An 18,219-nucleotide genomic window follows, 5' to 3' on the forward strand; every position below is an offset into this window, starting at 1 on the left:
TTCTTCCTCTCTGATCGTCCTTCCCTCTTCATGTCTCATACCCTCACTCACCACTTTGCTTATATTTAATCGATATGTGCCTATCTATTAGTTTTTGTGTGTTAGCATAATCATCTTAGTATCTATTTGTTAATAACTAATTGTTACTAACAAAATAAATGTTTTGAGAAATGATGTCAAGGGACTTTAGACCCTGCATATTCAATAATATAAAATGAGCCTTAAAATATGATAATATAGACAGGTGATCACCTAAGAGAAATTATTAAATTTGATCAAGAGATTACTCAGATTATTAAAGGGTTGTTGGGGGATTTTATGAATAATACAATTGCAGATATCGCCAAATTAGCAGGTGTAGCTAAAAGCACAGTCTCACGCTATTTAAATGGTGGCTCTGTTAGTAAAAATACAAGTGAACAAATTGAACAGGTCATAAAAGCAACGGGTTATGTGCCAAATATGTTTGCACAAAGCTTAAAGGCCAAAGTGACCAACATTATCGGCACGGTTGTACCAAGATTGGATTCCTTTGCAACATCGCAGACCTTAATTGGCATCGATGATACGTTAAGAGCATTGCGTTACCAGATGCTTATTTCAAATACAAGCCAAGACGCTTCACGCGAAATTGAAGCGATGTATGCCTTCTCACGCCAGAAGGTGGCTGGCATTATTCTACTCGCTGCAGTCATTACGAACGAGCATTTACGAGCTATCGATGACATTGGCATTCCAGTTCTTTTGGTTGGTCAACAACACCCTCAGCTTTACAGCTTAATTCATGATGATTACAATGCCGCCTATGAGCTTGGTAAATATGTACTTTCTCAGGGACATCATCGCATTGCTTATCTTGGTGTGACTGAGCAGGATATCGCCGTTGGGGTGCAACGCAAAAGTGGATTCCACCAAGCTGTACAAGAGGCAATGAATATGGATCTTGAAGCCTCCAAGTATGATGTAAGATATTTTGAAACAAGCTTTAAAATGAGCGATGCACGTCTCGCCGCTGAAAATATTTTAGAGCAGTTCTCCCCCTCCATTATCGTCTGCGCAACAGACAATATCGCACTTGGCGTCATTAACACGGCCTACGCACAGGGAAGATCTATTCCTCATGATTTGTCTGTCACTGGATTTGGCAATTACGACATCACCGCAGTCGTCCATCCTCCACTAACGACAGTGGAATATGCCTATCGAGAGGCAGGGAAAACAGCAGCTGAAAACATAGTACGGCTTGTGGAGCAACAATCTGTTCCCAAAATTACAACATCAAAATGTAAATTAGTTCCGCGAGAAAGCGTTGACAAAATTTAAACAAATGCATTATAATCAGTTTGAAACCGGTTCCAAGTATGGAACCGGTAGGTTTAATCAATAGTTTTATTTTTTATACACTTCACTTGGAACCGGTTCTATTTTCATTATCCTTGTTTGTTTCTAATTTTTGCACTCTTATATGAACAACATGGAACCGGTTCCTAATCTTAATACGGATAGGGGCTTATGACATGACACAACAACACAAATATCGGTTGCTTGAGCAAGCAGAGCCTGGCGAGCTCGCTAGACTACAAGAACTGGTAAGGAACTGCAACTGGCGTCAAGTCTTTCATATTCAACCCTCCACAGGCTTGCTAAATGATCCAAATGGGCTATCTTATTTTAACGGTGAATATCATGTGTTTTATCAGTGGTTTCCACTAGGCACGGAGCATGGGATGAAATATTGGTATCATTTGAAATCCCAGGATTGTGTGAACTGGCAAGATGTTGGCATTGGGATTAAGCCTGGTGATCCCTTTGATTCACATGGCGCCTATTCAGGAAGTGCCATTGAACACGAGGGTAAGCTACACCTGATGTATACAGGGAATACACGCGATGCACAGTGGGTTCGCCACCCTTATCAATGCATGGCAGTGATGGAGGCAGACAATCACATTACAAAATGGGAGCAGCCTGTAATTCCTGAAGTACCCGAAGGCTATACTGACCATTTCCGTGATCCGAAGCTATGGAAGCAAGGGGAGTACTTTTATTGTGTTATCGGGGCTCAACGAACAAATTTAACAGGATGTACTGTATTGTATCGTTCAATCGATTTGAAGCAATGGGAGTTTATTGGGGAGTTAAAAACAGATTTACAACAGTTTGGCTATATGTGGGAGTGCCCAGACTACTTCCAACTGGACGGCGCGGGTGTGTTGCTCTTTTGTCCACAAGGATTAGCTCATCAAGGTGATCACTACCATAATATTTATCAATCTGGGTATATAATTGGTAAGCCTTTAGATGTGGATGCCTTACAGCTAACGCATGGCCAATTTCAAGAGCTAGATCGTGGCTTTGATTTCTATGCTCCTCAGACGTTGCTAGATGGTCAAGGGCGGCGCATATTGATTGGATGGATGGGGTTACCTGACATTAGCTATCCAACTGATTCACATGGATGGGCACATTGCCTAACCTTACCAAGAGTATTGTCTGTACAAGATGGCAAGCTCATTCAACAGCCGCTTCCTGAACTAGCAAGCTTACGTCAAGGAGAAGCTCAGCACGTAAATGATACATTAACTTCGCACACAAGAAGCTATGATCATTTTTCAGGAACAACATATGAATTGAAATGTACATTTGATGTTTTAGATGCAGAGCAAGTTGGTATTATATTCCGAGCAAAGGACAACGAGTATACCGTAATTCGTTATGACGTAGAGCATCATAAGCTCGTTTTAGATCGTTCATCCTCCGGTGTACCACTTGCAACCGAATATGAAGAAACAAGGCAATGCGACCTGACAGGTAAGCAGATTACTTTGCATTTATTTGTGGATGTTTCTTCCGTTGAAATATTTGTAAATGAGGGTGAGGAAGTATTTACAAGCCGTATTTTTCCTAGCTCACAAAGCGAAGGTATCCAGTTTTTTGCCCAAGAGGGCTCCGCAAGGCTTGAAGCTACGATATGGCAGCTACACCAGCAAGGGCACACAGCGAAGTATGAAACAAGGTAACAAGGTCAGAGGTCAGTCGGTAGAGATGAGTAAATGTCACCACAGATCAGAACTAAAACAGGGGAGGTTTTCATATGTCTGAAAATCAAAAAATCGCAAAAGCAGTAGTTGAAGCGGTCGGAGGCAGTGAGAATATTGCTTCATTTGCACACTGTGCAACACGCCTGCGGATTATGGTTCATGATGAAGCGAAAATTGATAAGGCTCAGGTTGATAAAATCGACAAGGTAAAGGGTGCCTTCTTCAATTCAGGACAATTCCAAATTATTTTTGGTACTGGGACAGTTAATCGTATTTATGAAGAGGTTGAAAAGCTAGGTATTACAGGCTCTACAAAGGAAGAAATCAAAAGCCAAGCTAAAAAGCAAGGCAATGCCTTCCAACGTGCGATTCGTACCTTTGGTGATGTATTTGTACCCATCATTCCTGTTCTTGTGGCAACGGGACTATTTATGGGCTTACGTGGCTTGCTGACGCAGGAGCAAATGCTTGCTTTCTTTGGCTTAACGGCACAGGATATTTCACCTAACTTTATATTGTTCACCCAAGTTTTAACGGATACTGCTTTTGCCTTTTTACCTGCATTAGTTGCTTGGTCTACTTTCCGCGTCTTTGGTGGTAGTCCCGTACTTGGGATCGTATTAGGTTTAATGCTCGTAAATCCAGCATTACCAAATGCTTATGATGTGGCAAATGGTTCCGCAAGCGCACTCACGATGTTTGGCTTTATTCCTGTCGTAGGTTATCAAGGCTCAGTACTTCCTGCCTTTTTTGTAGGTTTACTTGGTGCCAAATTCGAACGATTCCTACGCAAACGTGTACCAGAGGCACTTGATCTTATTGTGACTCCATTTGTTACGCTACTAGTTATGATTTTATTAGGACTCTTTGCTATCGGACCTATCTTCCACAGCTTAGAGGTTTGGATCTTGCAAGGAACAACTTATCTTCTCAATCTTCCGTTTGGGATTGCAGGTCTTTTAATTGGTTTTTTAAATCAGCTTATTGTAGTTACAGGTGTTCATCACATTTTCAACTTCTTAGAAATTCAGTTACTTGAGCAATATGGGAAAAATACATTTAATGCGATTATTACGTGTGCGATTGCAGCACAAGGTGCCGCTTGTCTCGCGGTGGGCCTGAAGACAAAAGACAAGAAGCTTAAAGCACTTGCTCTACCTTCTTCCTTCTCCGCTTTCCTTGGGATTACCGAACCAGCCATTTTTGGTGTGAATCTTAGATATATGAGGCCATTTATTATGGGATTGGTTGGGGGTGCAGTGGGTGGATTCCTAGCTTCCATTTTCCAACTAGCTGCAACAGGTATGTCCGTCACAGTTATTCCTGGGACATTGCTGTACTTGAACTCACAGCTCCCACTTTATATTGTGGCTAACTTAGCCGCGATGGCGACTGCATTCGTATTAACATGGTTGTTTGGCTATAGCGATAAAATGTTGGATGCTCAAAACCAGCAGAAGCAAGTGGCATAAGCTTAATATGTAAAAATAAGATAAAAACCTTCAAACTCCATCTTAGAACAGGGTCTATTCCCATTCTAATGTGAGCTTGAAGGTTTTATTTTTTGCACAAATATGTTTTATGGAGATTAGTCCTGCTGTCCTCTAGCTTCCCAAGCCGCAATTTCCTCACGCACAAGTGGAGCTACCTCTGTACCTAACAGACGGACTGCATTCATCACGTCCTCATGTGGCATTGTACCTAATGGAAGGTGAAGCATAAAGCGCGTAATCCCTACATGCTTGCGTAGTGCAATAATTTTGTCTGCTACCGTTTTTGGATCACCGACATATAAAGCGCCATCTGGCCCTCTTGCAGCATCATAGCTAGCACGACTATAGTGTCCCCAACCCCGTTCACGACCAAGTACATTCATCACTGCTTGGGTTGGCGGGAAAAACTTCTCCGCGGCTTCCTCGTTGCTTGCGCCAACAAAGCCATGGGAATGTGAAGCCACAGGTAGCTTAGAGGCATCATGTCCTGCCTTTGTTGCGGCACGTTTATACAACTCAACCAACGGTGCAAATTGCTGAGGATTACCACCAATAATGGCTAATACAAGGGGTAAACCAAGTATCCCTGCACGCACAACCGATTCAGCTGTTCCCCCACTTCCAATCCATACTGGAAGCAAATCCTGCACAGGACGTGGATACACGCCAAGATTGTTAATCGAAGCACGGTGTGTGCCTTCCCAGGTTACCTTTTCAGACTCTCGTAGTTTCAGTAACAATTGTAGCTTTTCATCAAATAATTCGTTATAATCGTTCAAATCGTAGCCAAACAAAGGGAATGATTCGATAAAGGAACCACGACCCGCCATAATCTCCGCACGACCATTTGATAGTGCATCTAGCGTAGAGAAGTCCTGAAATACACGTACTGGATCATCAGAAGACAATACCGTAACTGCACTCGTCAACCGAATATTTTTAGTTTGAGGTGCTGCCGCAGCTAAAATCATCGCAGGTGCTGAAGCCGCGTAATCCTTACGATGGTGTTCACCAACCCCATATACATCCAAGCCCACTTGGTCTGCTAAAATGATTTCCTCTACTACCTCACGAATCCGCTCTGCATGGCTGATTACTTTTCCTGTATTTACGTCTGGTGTTGTCTCAACAAAGGTGCTTATTCCGATTTCCACTATATTTTCCTCCCTCAAATGTGCATAAATTTGCATTTAAATAAAAGCAATAATTATAATGCTATTTTCTATATTATTTTTAGATACTTACTTAATTTCATATACTTATGGTTATATTATGCCTGCTTCTTCGATATTTTGCAAGTAGATTAAATTAATTACCCTTGTTCCCTTACTTCACTAATACAATTAGCTTGTATTATTCCCTTTATTTCTTCATTCATTTGCACAATAATAATAAATAAGCAAAATATGCATTTAAGATTACGAACTAAGACGATCAATTTGGGAGGAAAAATAATGTTCAAGCTCTCTCAGAGACAAGCACAAGAAATTGTAGATAAAATGATGCAGGATATTCCTTATAACATAAATATTATGAATGAGCATGGTGTTATTATCGGAAGTGGAAAGCAGGAGCGGATCGGGACGGTACATCAAGGTGCTGTACAAGCTTTGGAAACTGGGAAAATGGTCGAGGTGTGGACGGAGGGGACATATGAACGTCAAGGCACCAATGAGCCGATCATTATCGATCAGGAGCGGATTGGCATCATTGGGATTACAGGCAATCCCGATGAGGTTCGTCCTTTCTGTAACCTAGTACGCACTACCGTAACCTTGCTCATCGAGCAACGGAATCGTCTAGAAACCTTAGCCAATGAAGGCAAACGTCGCAATGCATTTTTAGAGCAACTGCTCCAGCATTACGGTGTTTATTCACAACGACTAAAAAAGGAAGCCATCCCCTATAACATTGATTTATTGCTCAAAACGATGGTCGTATATGTGAAGTATCCCGCACCTCATACATTAAAAAACAACACAATTTTGAAATATCCATGGTTCCAGCTTGAGGAGGATGGCTGTGTTATTTTACTGCAAAATGAGGCAATGTTAACTAAGCTAGTTACAGCGATTCACCATGATGATCTTAATGCAATAATTACAACTGGACGACTTGAAGCCTCGATTGCAGACAGCTATAACCAAGCTAGAGCATGTATGCAGGTAATGCTTGCGCTAAAACCGAAAGCAACCTTTATGACCTACGATGAGGTGGAATTTCTTGTTCATCTCACACATTTACACTTGTCCGAAACCAGCAATCCGATCAGTAGACTTGAGGACAATATCGAGCTAATGGAAACATTACGTAGCTTTATTGAGCATAACGGCAGTGTATCTCTGACCGCAGAGGCGTTAAATGTTCACCGGAATACACTTCAATATCGCTTGAAACGAATCCATACCGTTACAGGGAAAGACCCAAGGAATGTACTGGAGTTGTTTCAGCTTGTCCATGCGTTGATTACTCTATAGTGTTAAAAAACACCTTATCTAACCACATTAGGACTGATTTTTAATCCTGTGGTTGATACGGTGTTTCTGAGTCATTTATTCATTTTATCATCTATTTCAATTTAATCAGAAGCTATTCATTTACTTAGCTAGTCCACTTCAACACTCTCGCAATATTTTCACACGTACGCTCTACATTTTGAGGTCCCTCAGCAAGTAGCTTTTCCAGCTCCAATGCACCAGGAACAATCCCAAAGATGGCATCAAAGCCTGCTTCATATAACGTCTCGATGCCTTCCCCAATGTAGCCTGCAATTGCGATCACCTTTTTGCCAGACAACTTCGCGGCTTGAGCTACGCCAAACGGGGTTTTTCCAAATTTGGTCTGGAAGTCGATGCCACCTTCACCCGTAAAGACAAAGTCTGCATCTTGCAGCTTTTCCTTGAGGTTCGTATAATCGATCACAATTTCGATCCCTTTTTGCAACGTCGCTTGGGTGAAAATCAATAAACCTGCACCTAAGCCTCCTGCCGCACCTGCACCTGGAACGTCACGAATATCTTTGTTTAGTTGTGTCTTTACCACATCTGCATAATGTGCCAAGCTTTGATCTAGCTGAGCCACCATCTCAGGTGTCGCACCTTTTTGTGGACCAAATACATGTGAAGCTCCATGCTCACCACATAATGGATTGGTTACATCGCAAGCCACAATAATTCGTACATCATTTAAACGTGGATCTAGTCCAGAAACATCAATCGTTGCAAGCTGGCCCAAACTGCCGCCACCTCTAGGCAATGTATTTCCATTTTCATCTAAAAACTTTGCACCTAAAGCTTCCGCCATCCCCGTACCACCATCATTGGTTGCACTACCACCGATCCCAATAATAATCTGCTTCATACCACGATCTAAGCATTCCAAAATTAATTGTCCCGTTCCATAAGTCGTTGTAATGAGTGGGTTTTTAGTTTCTTTTGTTACAAGATGGATGCCGCTTGCCGAAGCCATTTCAATTGCCCCTGTAAAGCCATCTCCTAAAATGCCAAGCTTTGCTTCGACAGGTTGTCCTAAAGGACCCATTACTTGTTTGGTAAAAAGTGTACCGTTAGATGCATCCACTAACGATTGCACAGTGCCCTCCCCACCATCAGACATCGGCACATGGACATAATTTGCCTCAGGATACACTTTTCGTAAACCTTTTTCCATGGCGATACAGACTTCTTTGGCGGTCATACTTTCTTTAAATGAATCTGGTGCTAAAACAAATGTTGGTTGTTTCATCTTCTCACCCCATCTATCTATTAAGAAACCGTATATTCAAATTCACATATTCTCAAATTTTCTATAAAATAAATCCGTATAAAATTGTCGCCACAATAGTCATCGTTCCCCCAACCATCGCTTCATAAGGAATTAAGCCCATCCGCTGTTTAATGCTCATCTTCATGCTATCTGCGGTCACGTGGAAGTAGTTCCCTTGTGGTAAGGAGTCAATGACGGTTGCCCCAGTGTGTACCATTACCGCTGCAGACAATGGCGCTGTCCCCATATTTAAAATCGCGGGTCCAAATGAACCTGTCGTCAAAATAACACCTGTTGAAGTTGAAGCTGTTGCAGCTGCCATCAAAATACCTGCAATTGGTGCAAGGAATGTTCCGGAAATACCCGATGCTTCAATCAAGCTTACTACCTGAGTAGATAAGTTGGATGCCGAGATCAAACCTGCAATTCCGCCCGCGCCAATCAAAATCAGAACCGTTGCGGTCATCTTATTTAAACCTGAGGTTGTATATTGCAAAATTTTGTTGCCTTGTCCCATCGCAAGCATCCCTACAATCCCTGCAATCGGTAAAATGTATAACGCATCTACTTTAAAATTTGCCAAAGCTTCAATACCAGAAATCGACCCAATTGGGTTGATCATAAGTAGGATAACGGCAACCAATGGTGCCACAATCGCTTTGCTAAGTGGTGGATACTTTGAAGTATCAACATTGCTGTCCACCGCTTCTTGATCTGTGACTTTGACCCCTTTATTTTTGATTAAAGATGCCACTACGACCGTAACAATCAGTCCACAAATCGCAGGAATTACGCCGGCAAGCATAACATGACTTAAATCAAGACCAAAACCACGCGCAGCCGCAATCGTATTCGGGTTAGGCGAAATAATATTTCCTGCCTTCCCACCGCCAGACAAAGCAAGCAATAAGGCTAGCTTGGAAATGCCCATCTTATTCCCGACAGATAAGGCAATAGGTGCTACGATAAGCACTGCAACGGGAATAAATACGCCAACTGCTGTAATGATCATCGTTGCTAATGCTAACGCAAGAATCGCTTTGCTACCGCCAAACTTTTTCACAATCGCTTGAGCAATTGTCTCTGCGGCGCCCGACTCCATCATCACCCCTGCCAGCACACCTGCCGCTAACACACGAATGACTGTACCCATTACACTTTGTGTTCCACTTACGAGTACAGCAACGGTCTGCTCTAAATTCGCTCCGCCAATTAATGCCCCTAAAATCGCGCCTAAAAACAACGCATAAACTGGATTTAATTTTCTCAAAATCAGAATGATTGCGATCGCTAGACCAGCAAGTGCACCAATCCAACTGATTGTTAGTCCTTCCATTTGTGTAGCCTCCTGTATGCCAAATGTTGAATACGCTTACAGTATAGCGCTTTCTTGTTCTAAAAAATATTGATGAAAAGACGAAATATATTGTGCATTTGCACAAAAAGGAGGAGACAACACTCAATCGAAAAAATAGAAAGAAGAGAATCATACTCAGCAGAAATTGTTGCAAATGAAAATTAGTGTGTAAGCCAACGACAAGTATACGATGATTGCCTCCTGGAATACAGGGGGCAATTTTTTTGTCTAGCGACATGAAACGGGGAGAGCGCCAGCAAGCACGAGGTAATCGTGTCAACTTTATGGAAAAACGGCCAAAACGCAGGAATCTGCGGGGTACAGCACGAAAAGAACAAAGGTAGAGAATCGGCAAACCGAGCCGAGAGACAGAGGAAAATGCGTAAAAAGCGTGCCTTTGTAGAGAAATCTGAACATTACGGGAGAAAATAGGGGGTTGTGATGAAAAAGTGTAATTTGGCGCTGATCGCGCTGATTCTCGTGGTGCTGACTTTGGCGCCTGCGGGAAAATCACGTGCGGCGGAGGCGAATATCGTCGATCCATCCGTCACGTATACATATGGGGTATTGACACAGGATATTCTGAAATTGGCGGAAAAATACCCAGATTTGATCGAATACAAATCAATCGGCCAGACATTGTACGGACGCGAGATCTGGGCTGTCGGTCTAGGCTGGGGACGTTCGACTGTATTCATCAACGGTTCGCACCATGCACGCGAATGGCTGACGACAACATTGAACATGTACATGATTGAACAATACGCAAAAGCGTATACGGAAGGACGCAAGTTCGAAGGGTATGATGTAAGCGACATTTTGGGCAAAACGAAAATCTGGTTTGTCCCTATGGTCAATCCTGACGGAGTGACGCTTCAGCAGACGGGACTGCAATCGTTCCCGACTAGCGTACACAAAGCGCTAATCGCCATGAATGACGGAAGTCGCAACTTCAAACGCTGGAAAGCGAACGCGCAAGGAATCGATACCAATCGTCAATACGACGCAAATTGGAAAGAGATACTCAATAACTATACTTATCCCCATTGGATGGGGCATAAGGGCAAGGCGCCAATGACAGCTAAAGAGAATCAGGCGATGATCGCATTTACCTACGAAATCGATCCGGAGATCGCGGTGTCTTATCATTCGGCGGGGCGCATCCTGTATTGGAATTTCCGTACGCCAGCCGCGAACTATGCGCGCGACAAGCGTTTGGCGGATATTTTCCGATCGTTTACAGGCTATACGCTGGTGAGTCCAAGCCATAACTCCAGCGGCGGAGGAGGTTACACCGACTGGTTTATCCAGAAGCTCGGCCGTCCGGCGTTCACACCGGAGATCGGGATCAAGAACGGAGAGACCAATCTGCCCGTATCCGTGTTCTCAGAAGAATGGCGCCGAAACAAGAAGGTCGGCTTGTGGATCGCACAGGAGGGCTATAAACTGTGGGCTGCCAAGAACCCAACGCTGGTTAAGTCAGTGTCCCTTTTCCTGGACGGCAAACAGATTGAAGGTGATCTTGCGGCGTTCAACGAGAAAGGTGTCACCTACGTCGCCTATAAACCACTGATGACTGGGCTCGGCTACGAGTCAGTCTGGGATGGCACAGCAAAATCCGTCACTGCATCGGGAACGGGTGGGACGCTGAAAGTTGTGCTTGGCAAGACTCAAGCTTGGGTTGATGACAAACCGATTGAGCTAACCGCCGCTCCGCAGCTCCATAAAGGCACGATCTACGTGCCTGTACGCTTCGTGAGCGAAACAACCGGTGCAGCGCTAAACGTGCAGGCGGATACTGGAGCGGTATTCCTAGAAAGTCCTGCGATAATTACCGTTCAGCCGGAAACTCCATCTGTGACGCCACAACCTGCGGAGACGACTGTGCCAGAGATGCCAACCAATCCGCAAGTGCCTGCAACTGAGCCGATGGCTCCCGCAGAACCATCCATGTCGGGTACGGTCGTGCCAAATGAGTGAAGGCCTGGCTTATAGAGCCACTGGTTCGCCCGCATCGCAATTGCAAAAAATGAGATAACTGCCACTAATAACACAAGTGGAATAAAACACCAAAAGGGCTCATATAGATAAGGGTTTAAAAGCATTGAACATCCTTCTCTATATGAGCCTCTGTTATTAGAAAGATATTTATTAGGAAATATCTTTACAGGTATTAATTCGATTGGATTCAAAAATTTCATTCACATCATGTTCCTCGAATTTATCAAGCAAAGCGTCCAAACCATACTCTAGCTTGTACTCCAGTTCCTTCAAATAAATAGGAAGAATAGCATAAAAGTGAACCGTTTTTCCATCCGCCATCTCTAATGTTAGGAAATCCTCATCAACCATAATCGGAGGCAACACAATAAAGGCACACATGTCTGTATGGTCAGCAATCGGGATGGCTGGATCACCATTCGGTATAGTATGTCCCCAACTCAGCCAAGTATCATAGTCGTGCGGGAGACGTGCGAGCCGTTTCAGCCATTCAATCGGCCAATAGTAATCCGATTCCTGTAGCTTCTCTTCTAACAAAGGCCAATCTGGGGGCAAGGATATCATTAGCTCCGCATACTCATAGTCCTGTGCATCTTCAGGAGTATGCATTGGCAAGGCACTCATCCCTGTAGTGTACAACGTATAATAGTTACGTTCCGTCGTTGGAGCGATGATATGAACATCGATATGAACCGTGTCTGACAAAAGCTCATGGAAGACCGACTGACTTTCGCCAAGATAACGATCAGCGTGTTGCTCTATGGCTTCCAACCATTCATCTTCTAAATATGTGGCAGGTTGCCACTCACGCTCAGGATCTGTGTGTCGCAGAATAGGGGCTCCAGATGGAGAATAATCTGATGGGTTGGACATGCTTACCGCTCCCTTGCTTAATAGGATAGAATTACCTTTTTATCATATCATAACGCTAGAATAGGAGCGATAAGCGAAGCCTCACTGTGTATATAAAAGAAAAATCCGAACTCTTTCACGATCCCTATTTCTGATATGCTCCCATCAAAATAGACAGTAGAAAAAACAAAACATCTACTATTACTTTGATGGGAGCATATCATTTCAGAGATTCGTAATCGTTCGGATTCATATATAATTCATATTTATTAGAGCTTCTTCACAAACTCCGATTTTAGCTTCATCGCACCAAAACCATCAATTTTACAGTCTATATTGTGATCGCCTTCAATTAAGCGGATATTTTTGACCTTTGTACCTATTTTTAATGTAGATGAGCTTCCTTTAACCTTAAGGTCTTTAATGATCGTAATTGCATCCCCGTCCTGTAGCAGGTTACCATTGGCATCCTTTACAACAAGACCTTCCTCTACCTGCGCTTGATCCTCAGTGTTCCACTCATGTCCACATTCTGGACATACAAAGTTGAAGCCATCTTCATAAGTATATGAAGAATTGCATGATGGACAATTCGGTAAGTTAGACATAATATGTACCCTCCATTTTTCCAAGTATTTTTGCATGAGTATGTATTTTTGTACATATCCATGCTTTATGTATATATTATGTTAACATATGCAACACATAAAGCCCACCTTAGGGTACATGATGATACACCTTTGACCCAACATCACTTTACTTATACTATTCATATTATTTTTAATACTAAAATATTTTCATCCAACTTTATAGATGATGGTAGGACATTTCATCTATTTTTAAAGTTTTATCCGACCTGAAATGCCCAATTTTTTATCTTAATTTTGACTCTGTTCCTCTCAAATTCATTAATAAGTAGGTCTAGCTCTTGAGACTTAGCAAGCACACGCTCATCTAGGAAACCAAATTCATCTGCTAGTTGAATCATTTCTGCCCGTCTTAGTTCAATTAGCTCACGTAAATTAAGCATGATATTCTACTCCCATATTTTAGTTGTTAAACCTATTTTATATGGGGTTAGTCAACTCTGAAAAAAATTTTTGATACTATTTTATATATCAACGCAAAAGAAATACCCATAGGATACGAATTAAGAAAAACAAAAAAACGGGGAGTTTAATCCTGTTCCCCGTTTTCGCATCAGATTTCTAATTTAGTTGTAGTATAATATTATCCCTAACTTAAGAGCCTTCGCCATTAGATGTTGTAGACATCAATTTTGCAACGGGATAAACTGGTTTTTGTCCAGTCTCAGGGTTGTTGGAGTTAATAAGTACCATACTACTTAAAATACTTACTACTATAATAGAAGCCCAGTATTTACGCATTTTCTATTACCCCTTTCATTATCAGGTCATATTGTGTTATTAAGGTTTTTGAAAGTGGATATTTTCTAAATTGTTCGAAATAAGCCACACATTGCAGGGTTAAAGCTTGATCATGGGAACCAATAGACAACTTAAAAGCTTGTAGTAACCATGATACGCCGACTTCTACCTGTTTTTTTCTATAATAATAAACTGCTAATTGATAACACAGCTTTGCTCTTCTTTTTAAACTAAATGTTTCCTCATAATACCCATTATTAATATCACTATTATAATTTAATATGTTGTCCAACTGTTTTTGAAAATGTTTAATCTCTTGATCTATATTTTTTTCAAATTGATTAGAAGCGGTAATAATCGTTAAAAAACTAGGTAACCACTCTGTAGGATGCTGATCCAAAAACAATACATATTGGTTCAAACAATTAAAATCACCCATCAAAATGGTTAAGTTCAAACGATTAGCTTGTGCAAATCTTTTAAATTTATCAACTTCAATCTTACCTATATAACCTAAATCTTCAAACCAGCCCAAGTCCTCATAATAGGTTATAAATTGTATTGATTTCTCATATTGCCCCATCCACTCATACGCATTACCCTGTAGCAGATAGGCTTGTCCATAATAAAAAACCAAATGTCGATCCGTAATAAAAGGTTCAGTATTTTTACTTTTACGAACGCTTTTATTTTTCTGTTTTAAAATAACTTCTATTAAATTTTGTAGCTCATTGGCATAACTTATCACTTCCTCCCAGTTTTGCAAAGTGAAATGCACGTTAGCTAGTTGCAAGAAAGCATCAAGCTGAACATTTTCAGGAAGACGTTGACGATAAGGAGCAAATTGAATGGCTGCCTCATGATTTTCTTTCAAATCACTACCGAGACGAGTTCGGAACAAGCGATATTGACTCATAGCCATTCGAATAGAATGTTGCTTAATTTCATTTTCGCATACACATCTATAAAATGGAAGAGATTCCCTCCATTTTCCTTCACTATATAATGATTCTGCTAAAGCAAAAACATCCGGAATATGTACAAGCGATTCCATCAATAAACTTAAAATATTATCAATTAAATCATATCGATTTAAATCCACACAACGTAAAAGAAAAGGCTTAAGCTGCTTCCAATGTACTTTTTCACTAAAGCACTCTTTAGCATACAAGTCATATAACCAGCCTTCTTCCTTATGAAGACATCTAGTAATCATATCTAACTGTTTAATAGATAACGCTTTGGGAGGGTTTCTTGTAAAACAAGCACTTAATACTCCACGATTAATACCAGTCCTGTTAGCTAATTCTTGAAGGGATAATTGTTGTAGTTCTAGTTCTTCTTCAATACATGAGTGTAGGGACAGACTTAGACCCAATTGACCCCCCATTATTTTATCAACTCCAATAAAAACTTAATAAAAAAACTAGCAAAAATAATTCCAATATTAGTATTGTAAGATTATACCATAGATTGAATTAATCGAACAATAAACTATCCTTATACAGTAGTGTACAAACGGAATGTAGATAGGGATAATTTTGTATATTTAATATACCACTGGAAAAATACTCAAAAAATTCTAAGTGTGTTTATAAACGAAAGGAGCCTTTAGACCACCGTATAGAAGGTGCTAAAAACTCCTTAATATTTTATATTTTACATTACCCTCGCCATTCCTTCGCTAACGCCTCAATATGTGAAGGTGATGTACGACAACACCCGCCAATAATGTTAGCACCTGCTTCATACCAGGCTTGGGCATCTAAATGTCCTAATCCACTACACTCTTGTCCTGCTTGATGCCATGTTTTGGTTGTCGCATCATACGTTTCGCCTGAATTTGGATACACAATAATCGGTTTATACGTGCTGCTACTTAATGCTTGAACCGCTGGCAATACAAGCGAATGAGGTAAACAATTCATACCGATCGCAGCGATTTGGGGATGATCCTCAAATACTTGTGCACATTCCACGAGTGAGGTTCCCTCGCTAATACTTCCCTCATCCTTCATTGAAAATGAAAGCCAAGCACTCATTTCAGGAAATTCCTCTAATAGTGAAACCAATACCTTAGCCTCCTGTAAGGAGGGGATCGTTTCCATAGCTAAAATATCTGCACCTGCTTCGATTAATGCCTTCATTCTAGGACGATGAAAATCTGCGAGCTGTTGATCTGTTATTCCATAATGACCGATGTATTCAGACCCATCTGCCATATAAGCACCATAAGGTCCGATGGAGCCGGCTACAATTGGCTTCGGTCTGGTTTCTTGTTCTACAGCCTTTGTAGCCTCTCCAGCCTTCTGCTGCCATTCCTGCCAAAAATCATCCCGAGCCTGCTTTGCTAGCTCTACTGTTTTTTTAATTAGATTTAACGCTTGCTCTTCTGAGATGCCTCTGCGCTTAAAGCCTTCTACTGTCGCTTGGTAGCTAGACGTGATCGCGCAATCCGCCCCTGCCCGAAAATATTGTAAATGCACATCGTAAATTACTTCTGGTCTATCCAATAACACCCTCGCTGACCAAAGGGGATCATCTAAATTACAGCCATGCTGCTCTAGCTCTGTTGCTAATGCACCATCTAAAATCATAATCGGATATTTTTGCAAAATATCGTCAATCACATTACTCATAACGTACTTCTCCTTACCTCGAATTTGTAACCTGCCGTTTTTTTATATACATTGTTAAGTAATAGCTTATATAACATATAACGATAAAGGGAATCCCACAATACAAAGCAATTCGTTGAGTAGGGTCAAACGCAATTCCAATGCACGACGCCAAACTCAGCACAAAGGAAGCAATCGGTACAAAGGGATAAAGTGGTGTGCGGTACTTTAAATCCTGTACAGCATGTCCCTCCCGAAGATATCTCCGCCGAAATAAAAGCTGTGATAAGCTAATGCTCATCCACACCACAACGACCGCTAATCCAGAAATCGAAACTAAAATAATGTACACCTGATCAGGTGAGACCAACATTGACAATAATGACAAGCCCCCACCTAACATACTTAAAATTAACGCATTAAGTGGAATTCCTTTAGTAGTTAGCTTTGCAAACTTAGGAGAAATCGTTTTTTTATCTGCGAGTGACCACAACATCCGTGAGGATGCATACAATCCTGAATTAGCTGCAGATAAAATCGCTGTTAACACAACAAAGTTCATTACATCAGCGGCATAAGGTACACCAATACGTTCTAATACGACTACAAATGGACTATCCGTCACGCCTGCCTCAGACATCGGAAGTAATGCCGATAACACCACGATCGTACCAATAAAAAAGATAATCAAACGCCAAAGTGTTGTATGAATCGCTTTTGGAATGGTTTTCTCAGGTTCTTCCGCTTCACCCGCGGCAATCCCAATTAACTCTGTGCCCGAAAAGGCAAAGTTCACTGCGAGCATCGTCATTAAAATACCAAATACCCCGTTTGGAAACCAGCCCGAAGCAGTAAAGTTACTGAAAAATGGCGTAGACCCACCATCTGCCATCGGAATAATGCCAAAGATCGCACCCGCACCAATCACTATAAATAATAAAATGGTAATGACCTTGACCGAAGCAAACCAAAACTCAGATTCTGCAAAAAACTTCACGGTTAAGGCGTTGAGTAAAAAGATTAATATGGCAAATAGACCGCTCCATATCCATACATTTATTGAAGGAAACCATCGTTGCATTAATAGTCCTGCGGCCGTAAATTCTGAACCAAGTGCCACCGTCCACGTTAACCAATATAACCATGCCACAGTATACCCTGTCCCTGGACCAATATATTTTGCAGCATAGCTATGAAACGAGCCTGTCTCAGGCATATGAACAGACAACTCACCTAAACACAGCATCACAAGATAAACCGCAACAGCACCAACCAAATAGGACAAAATCGTTCCCATTGGCCCTGCCTGCTGAATCGTATAACCAGAGCTGACAAATAACCCAGTACCGATTACTCCACCTAGCGATAGCATAACAATATGTCTGGTCTGCATTTTACGCTGAAATTGCCCATTATGATTCTGATCTTCCATAAGTCTGCAAGCACCTCATTCTCTTGTTCATAACATCTGTTATCGTTAAACTGTATATTTATACATGTGATTTTTTTGAGTTTTTTCAAACTAGTATTTACTATATCAGCATTTATTGTAATTGGACAATGAATTTTAGTAATAAGCATCCAACGCTATGAATAACATGAATAATTTGGATAACAAGAAATGAAACAAAAAAGGAGCCACTCGGGCAGCATCTCAAAATGCGCCTTCAGGACCCCAATATAGCGATAAATGCACTTGCTACA

Annotated in this window: 15 protein-coding genes; 5 read left to right on the plus strand and 10 right to left on the minus strand. The window is 41.5% G+C overall.

The window, feature by feature from the left end; all coding sequences use genetic code 11:
* The first annotated feature begins 318 nt into the window (after window positions 1–318).
* From ABE099_RS18010 to ABE099_RS18020, 3 genes are all read left to right on the plus strand, one after another.
* Window positions 319–1,323 (plus strand): LacI family DNA-binding transcriptional regulator, encoded by a 1,005-nt coding sequence (locus tag ABE099_RS18010; protein ID WP_430032514.1) that lies wholly within the window; start codon window positions 319–321, stop codon window positions 1,321–1,323.
* Window positions 1,324–1,517: 194 nt separating this feature from the next.
* Window positions 1,518–3,020 carry a glycoside hydrolase family 32 protein gene (locus ABE099_RS18015; RefSeq protein ID WP_430032516.1) on the plus strand — a complete coding sequence of 501 codons (1,503 nt, stop codon included), beginning with the start codon at window positions 1,518–1,520 and terminating at the stop codon, window positions 3,018–3,020.
* 74 nt (window positions 3,021–3,094) lie between these two features.
* Complete coding sequence (locus tag ABE099_RS18020; RefSeq protein ID WP_430032518.1) at window positions 3,095–4,513, plus strand: sucrose-specific PTS transporter subunit IIBC; 1,419 nt, start codon at window positions 3,095–3,097, stop codon at window positions 4,511–4,513.
* Window positions 4,514–4,629: 116 nt separating this feature from the next.
* Here ABE099_RS18020 and ABE099_RS18025 read toward each other — a convergent pair whose 3' ends face one another.
* Window positions 4,630–5,688, minus strand: a complete 1,059-nt coding sequence (locus ABE099_RS18025) for an LLM class flavin-dependent oxidoreductase (protein ID WP_430032520.1) — start codon at window positions 5,686–5,688, stop codon at window positions 4,630–4,632.
* 300 nt (window positions 5,689–5,988) lie between these two features.
* On the opposite strand from ABE099_RS18025, the gene ABE099_RS18030 reads away from it, so the two are divergent.
* On the plus strand, window positions 5,989–7,011 hold the full coding sequence (locus ABE099_RS18030) for a CdaR family transcriptional regulator (RefSeq protein WP_430032522.1): 1,023 nt from the start codon (window positions 5,989–5,991) through the stop codon (window positions 7,009–7,011).
* A 124-nt stretch (window positions 7,012–7,135) separates the two neighbouring features.
* Here ABE099_RS18030 and ABE099_RS18035 read toward each other — a convergent pair whose 3' ends face one another.
* Entirely contained in the window at window positions 7,136–8,278 is a 1,143-nt protein-coding gene (locus ABE099_RS18035) for a glycerate kinase family protein (protein WP_430032524.1), read from the minus strand.
* 61 nt (window positions 8,279–8,339) lie between these two features.
* Window positions 8,340–9,635 carry a GntP family permease gene (locus ABE099_RS18040; RefSeq protein ID WP_430032526.1) on the minus strand — a complete coding sequence of 432 codons (1,296 nt, stop codon included), beginning with the start codon at window positions 9,633–9,635 and terminating at the stop codon, window positions 8,340–8,342.
* A 462-nt stretch (window positions 9,636–10,097) separates the two neighbouring features.
* On the opposite strand from ABE099_RS18040, the gene ABE099_RS18045 reads away from it, so the two are divergent.
* The gene (locus ABE099_RS18045) at window positions 10,098–11,636 is read left to right on the plus strand and encodes a M14 family zinc carboxypeptidase (RefSeq protein WP_430032528.1); all 1,539 of its coding nucleotides are present in this window, start codon (window positions 10,098–10,100) and stop codon (window positions 11,634–11,636) included.
* 171 nt (window positions 11,637–11,807) lie between these two features.
* Here ABE099_RS18045 and ABE099_RS18050 read toward each other — a convergent pair whose 3' ends face one another.
* The 7 genes from ABE099_RS18050 to mmuP form a co-directional block, all read right to left on the minus strand.
* Window positions 11,808–12,530 (minus strand): suppressor of fused domain protein, encoded by a 723-nt coding sequence (locus ABE099_RS18050; protein ID WP_430032530.1) that lies wholly within the window; start codon window positions 12,528–12,530, stop codon window positions 11,808–11,810.
* 248 nt (window positions 12,531–12,778) lie between these two features.
* Complete coding sequence (locus ABE099_RS18055; RefSeq protein WP_430032532.1) at window positions 12,779–13,117, minus strand: zinc ribbon domain-containing protein YjdM; 339 nt, start codon at window positions 13,115–13,117, stop codon at window positions 12,779–12,781.
* A 239-nt stretch (window positions 13,118–13,356) separates the two neighbouring features.
* The gene (locus ABE099_RS18060) at window positions 13,357–13,539 is read right to left on the minus strand and encodes a Spo0E family sporulation regulatory protein-aspartic acid phosphatase (protein ID WP_430032534.1); all 183 of its coding nucleotides are present in this window, start codon (window positions 13,537–13,539) and stop codon (window positions 13,357–13,359) included.
* A 211-nt stretch (window positions 13,540–13,750) separates the two neighbouring features.
* Window positions 13,751–13,897, minus strand: coding sequence for a hypothetical protein (locus tag ABE099_RS18065; RefSeq protein ID WP_430032536.1), 147 nt, complete (start codon window positions 13,895–13,897; stop codon window positions 13,751–13,753).
* The gene (locus ABE099_RS18070; RefSeq protein WP_430032538.1) at window positions 13,890–15,287 is read right to left on the minus strand and encodes a DNA-binding protein; all 1,398 of its coding nucleotides are present in this window, start codon (window positions 15,285–15,287) and stop codon (window positions 13,890–13,892) included. Before ABE099_RS18070 ends, ABE099_RS18065 begins: the two co-directional genes overlap by 8 nt.
* 274 nt (window positions 15,288–15,561) lie before the next feature.
* Complete coding sequence (mmuM, locus tag ABE099_RS18075; protein WP_430032540.1) at window positions 15,562–16,536, minus strand: homocysteine S-methyltransferase; 975 nt, start codon at window positions 16,534–16,536, stop codon at window positions 15,562–15,564.
* Window positions 16,537–16,549: 13 nt separating this feature from the next.
* The gene (gene mmuP / locus ABE099_RS18080) at window positions 16,550–17,947 is read right to left on the minus strand and encodes an S-methylmethionine permease (RefSeq protein WP_430032542.1); all 1,398 of its coding nucleotides are present in this window, start codon (window positions 17,945–17,947) and stop codon (window positions 16,550–16,552) included.
* Window positions 17,948–18,219 lie beyond the last annotated feature (272 nt).

Source organism: Paenibacillus turicensis, from assembly GCF_050461185.1.
Classification (GTDB): domain Bacteria; phylum Bacillota; class Bacilli; order Paenibacillales; family Paenibacillaceae; genus Fontibacillus; species Fontibacillus turicensis_A.

Excerpts from the sequence above, each read along its gene's own strand:
- ABE099_RS18010 (WP_430032514.1), top strand. The coding sequence starts at position 319 with ATGAATAATACAATTGCAGATATCGCCAAATTAGCAGGTGTAGCTAAA.
- ABE099_RS18015 (WP_430032516.1), top strand. The coding sequence starts at position 1,518 with ATGACACAACAACACAAATATCGGTTGCTTGAGCAAGCAGAGCCTGGC.
- ABE099_RS18020 (WP_430032518.1), top strand. The coding sequence starts at position 3,095 with ATGTCTGAAAATCAAAAAATCGCAAAAGCAGTAGTTGAAGCGGTCGGA.
- ABE099_RS18030 (WP_430032522.1), top strand. The coding sequence starts at position 5,989 with ATGTTCAAGCTCTCTCAGAGACAAGCACAAGAAATTGTAGATAAAATG.
- ABE099_RS18035 (WP_430032524.1), bottom strand. The coding sequence starts at position 8,278 with ATGAAACAACCAACATTTGTTTTAGCACCAGATTCATTTAAAGAAAGT.
- ABE099_RS18040 (WP_430032526.1), bottom strand. The coding sequence starts at position 9,635 with ATGGAAGGACTAACAATCAGTTGGATTGGTGCACTTGCTGGTCTAGCG.
- ABE099_RS18045 (WP_430032528.1), top strand. The coding sequence starts at position 10,098 with ATGAAAAAGTGTAATTTGGCGCTGATCGCGCTGATTCTCGTGGTGCTG.
- ABE099_RS18050 (WP_430032530.1), bottom strand. The coding sequence starts at position 12,530 with ATGTCCAACCCATCAGATTATTCTCCATCTGGAGCCCCTATTCTGCGA.
- ABE099_RS18055 (WP_430032532.1), bottom strand. The coding sequence starts at position 13,117 with ATGTCTAACTTACCGAATTGTCCATCATGCAATTCTTCATATACTTAT.
- ABE099_RS18060 (WP_430032534.1), bottom strand. The coding sequence starts at position 13,539 with ATGCTTAATTTACGTGAGCTAATTGAACTAAGACGGGCAGAAATGATT.
- ABE099_RS18065 (WP_430032536.1), bottom strand. The coding sequence starts at position 13,897 with ATGCGTAAATACTGGGCTTCTATTATAGTAGTAAGTATTTTAAGTAGT.
- ABE099_RS18070 (WP_430032538.1), bottom strand. The coding sequence starts at position 15,287 with ATGGGGGGTCAATTGGGTCTAAGTCTGTCCCTACACTCATGTATTGAA.
- mmuM (WP_430032540.1), bottom strand. The coding sequence starts at position 16,536 with ATGAGTAATGTGATTGACGATATTTTGCAAAAATATCCGATTATGATT.
- mmuP (WP_430032542.1), bottom strand. The coding sequence starts at position 17,947 with ATGGAAGATCAGAATCATAATGGGCAATTTCAGCGTAAAATGCAGACC.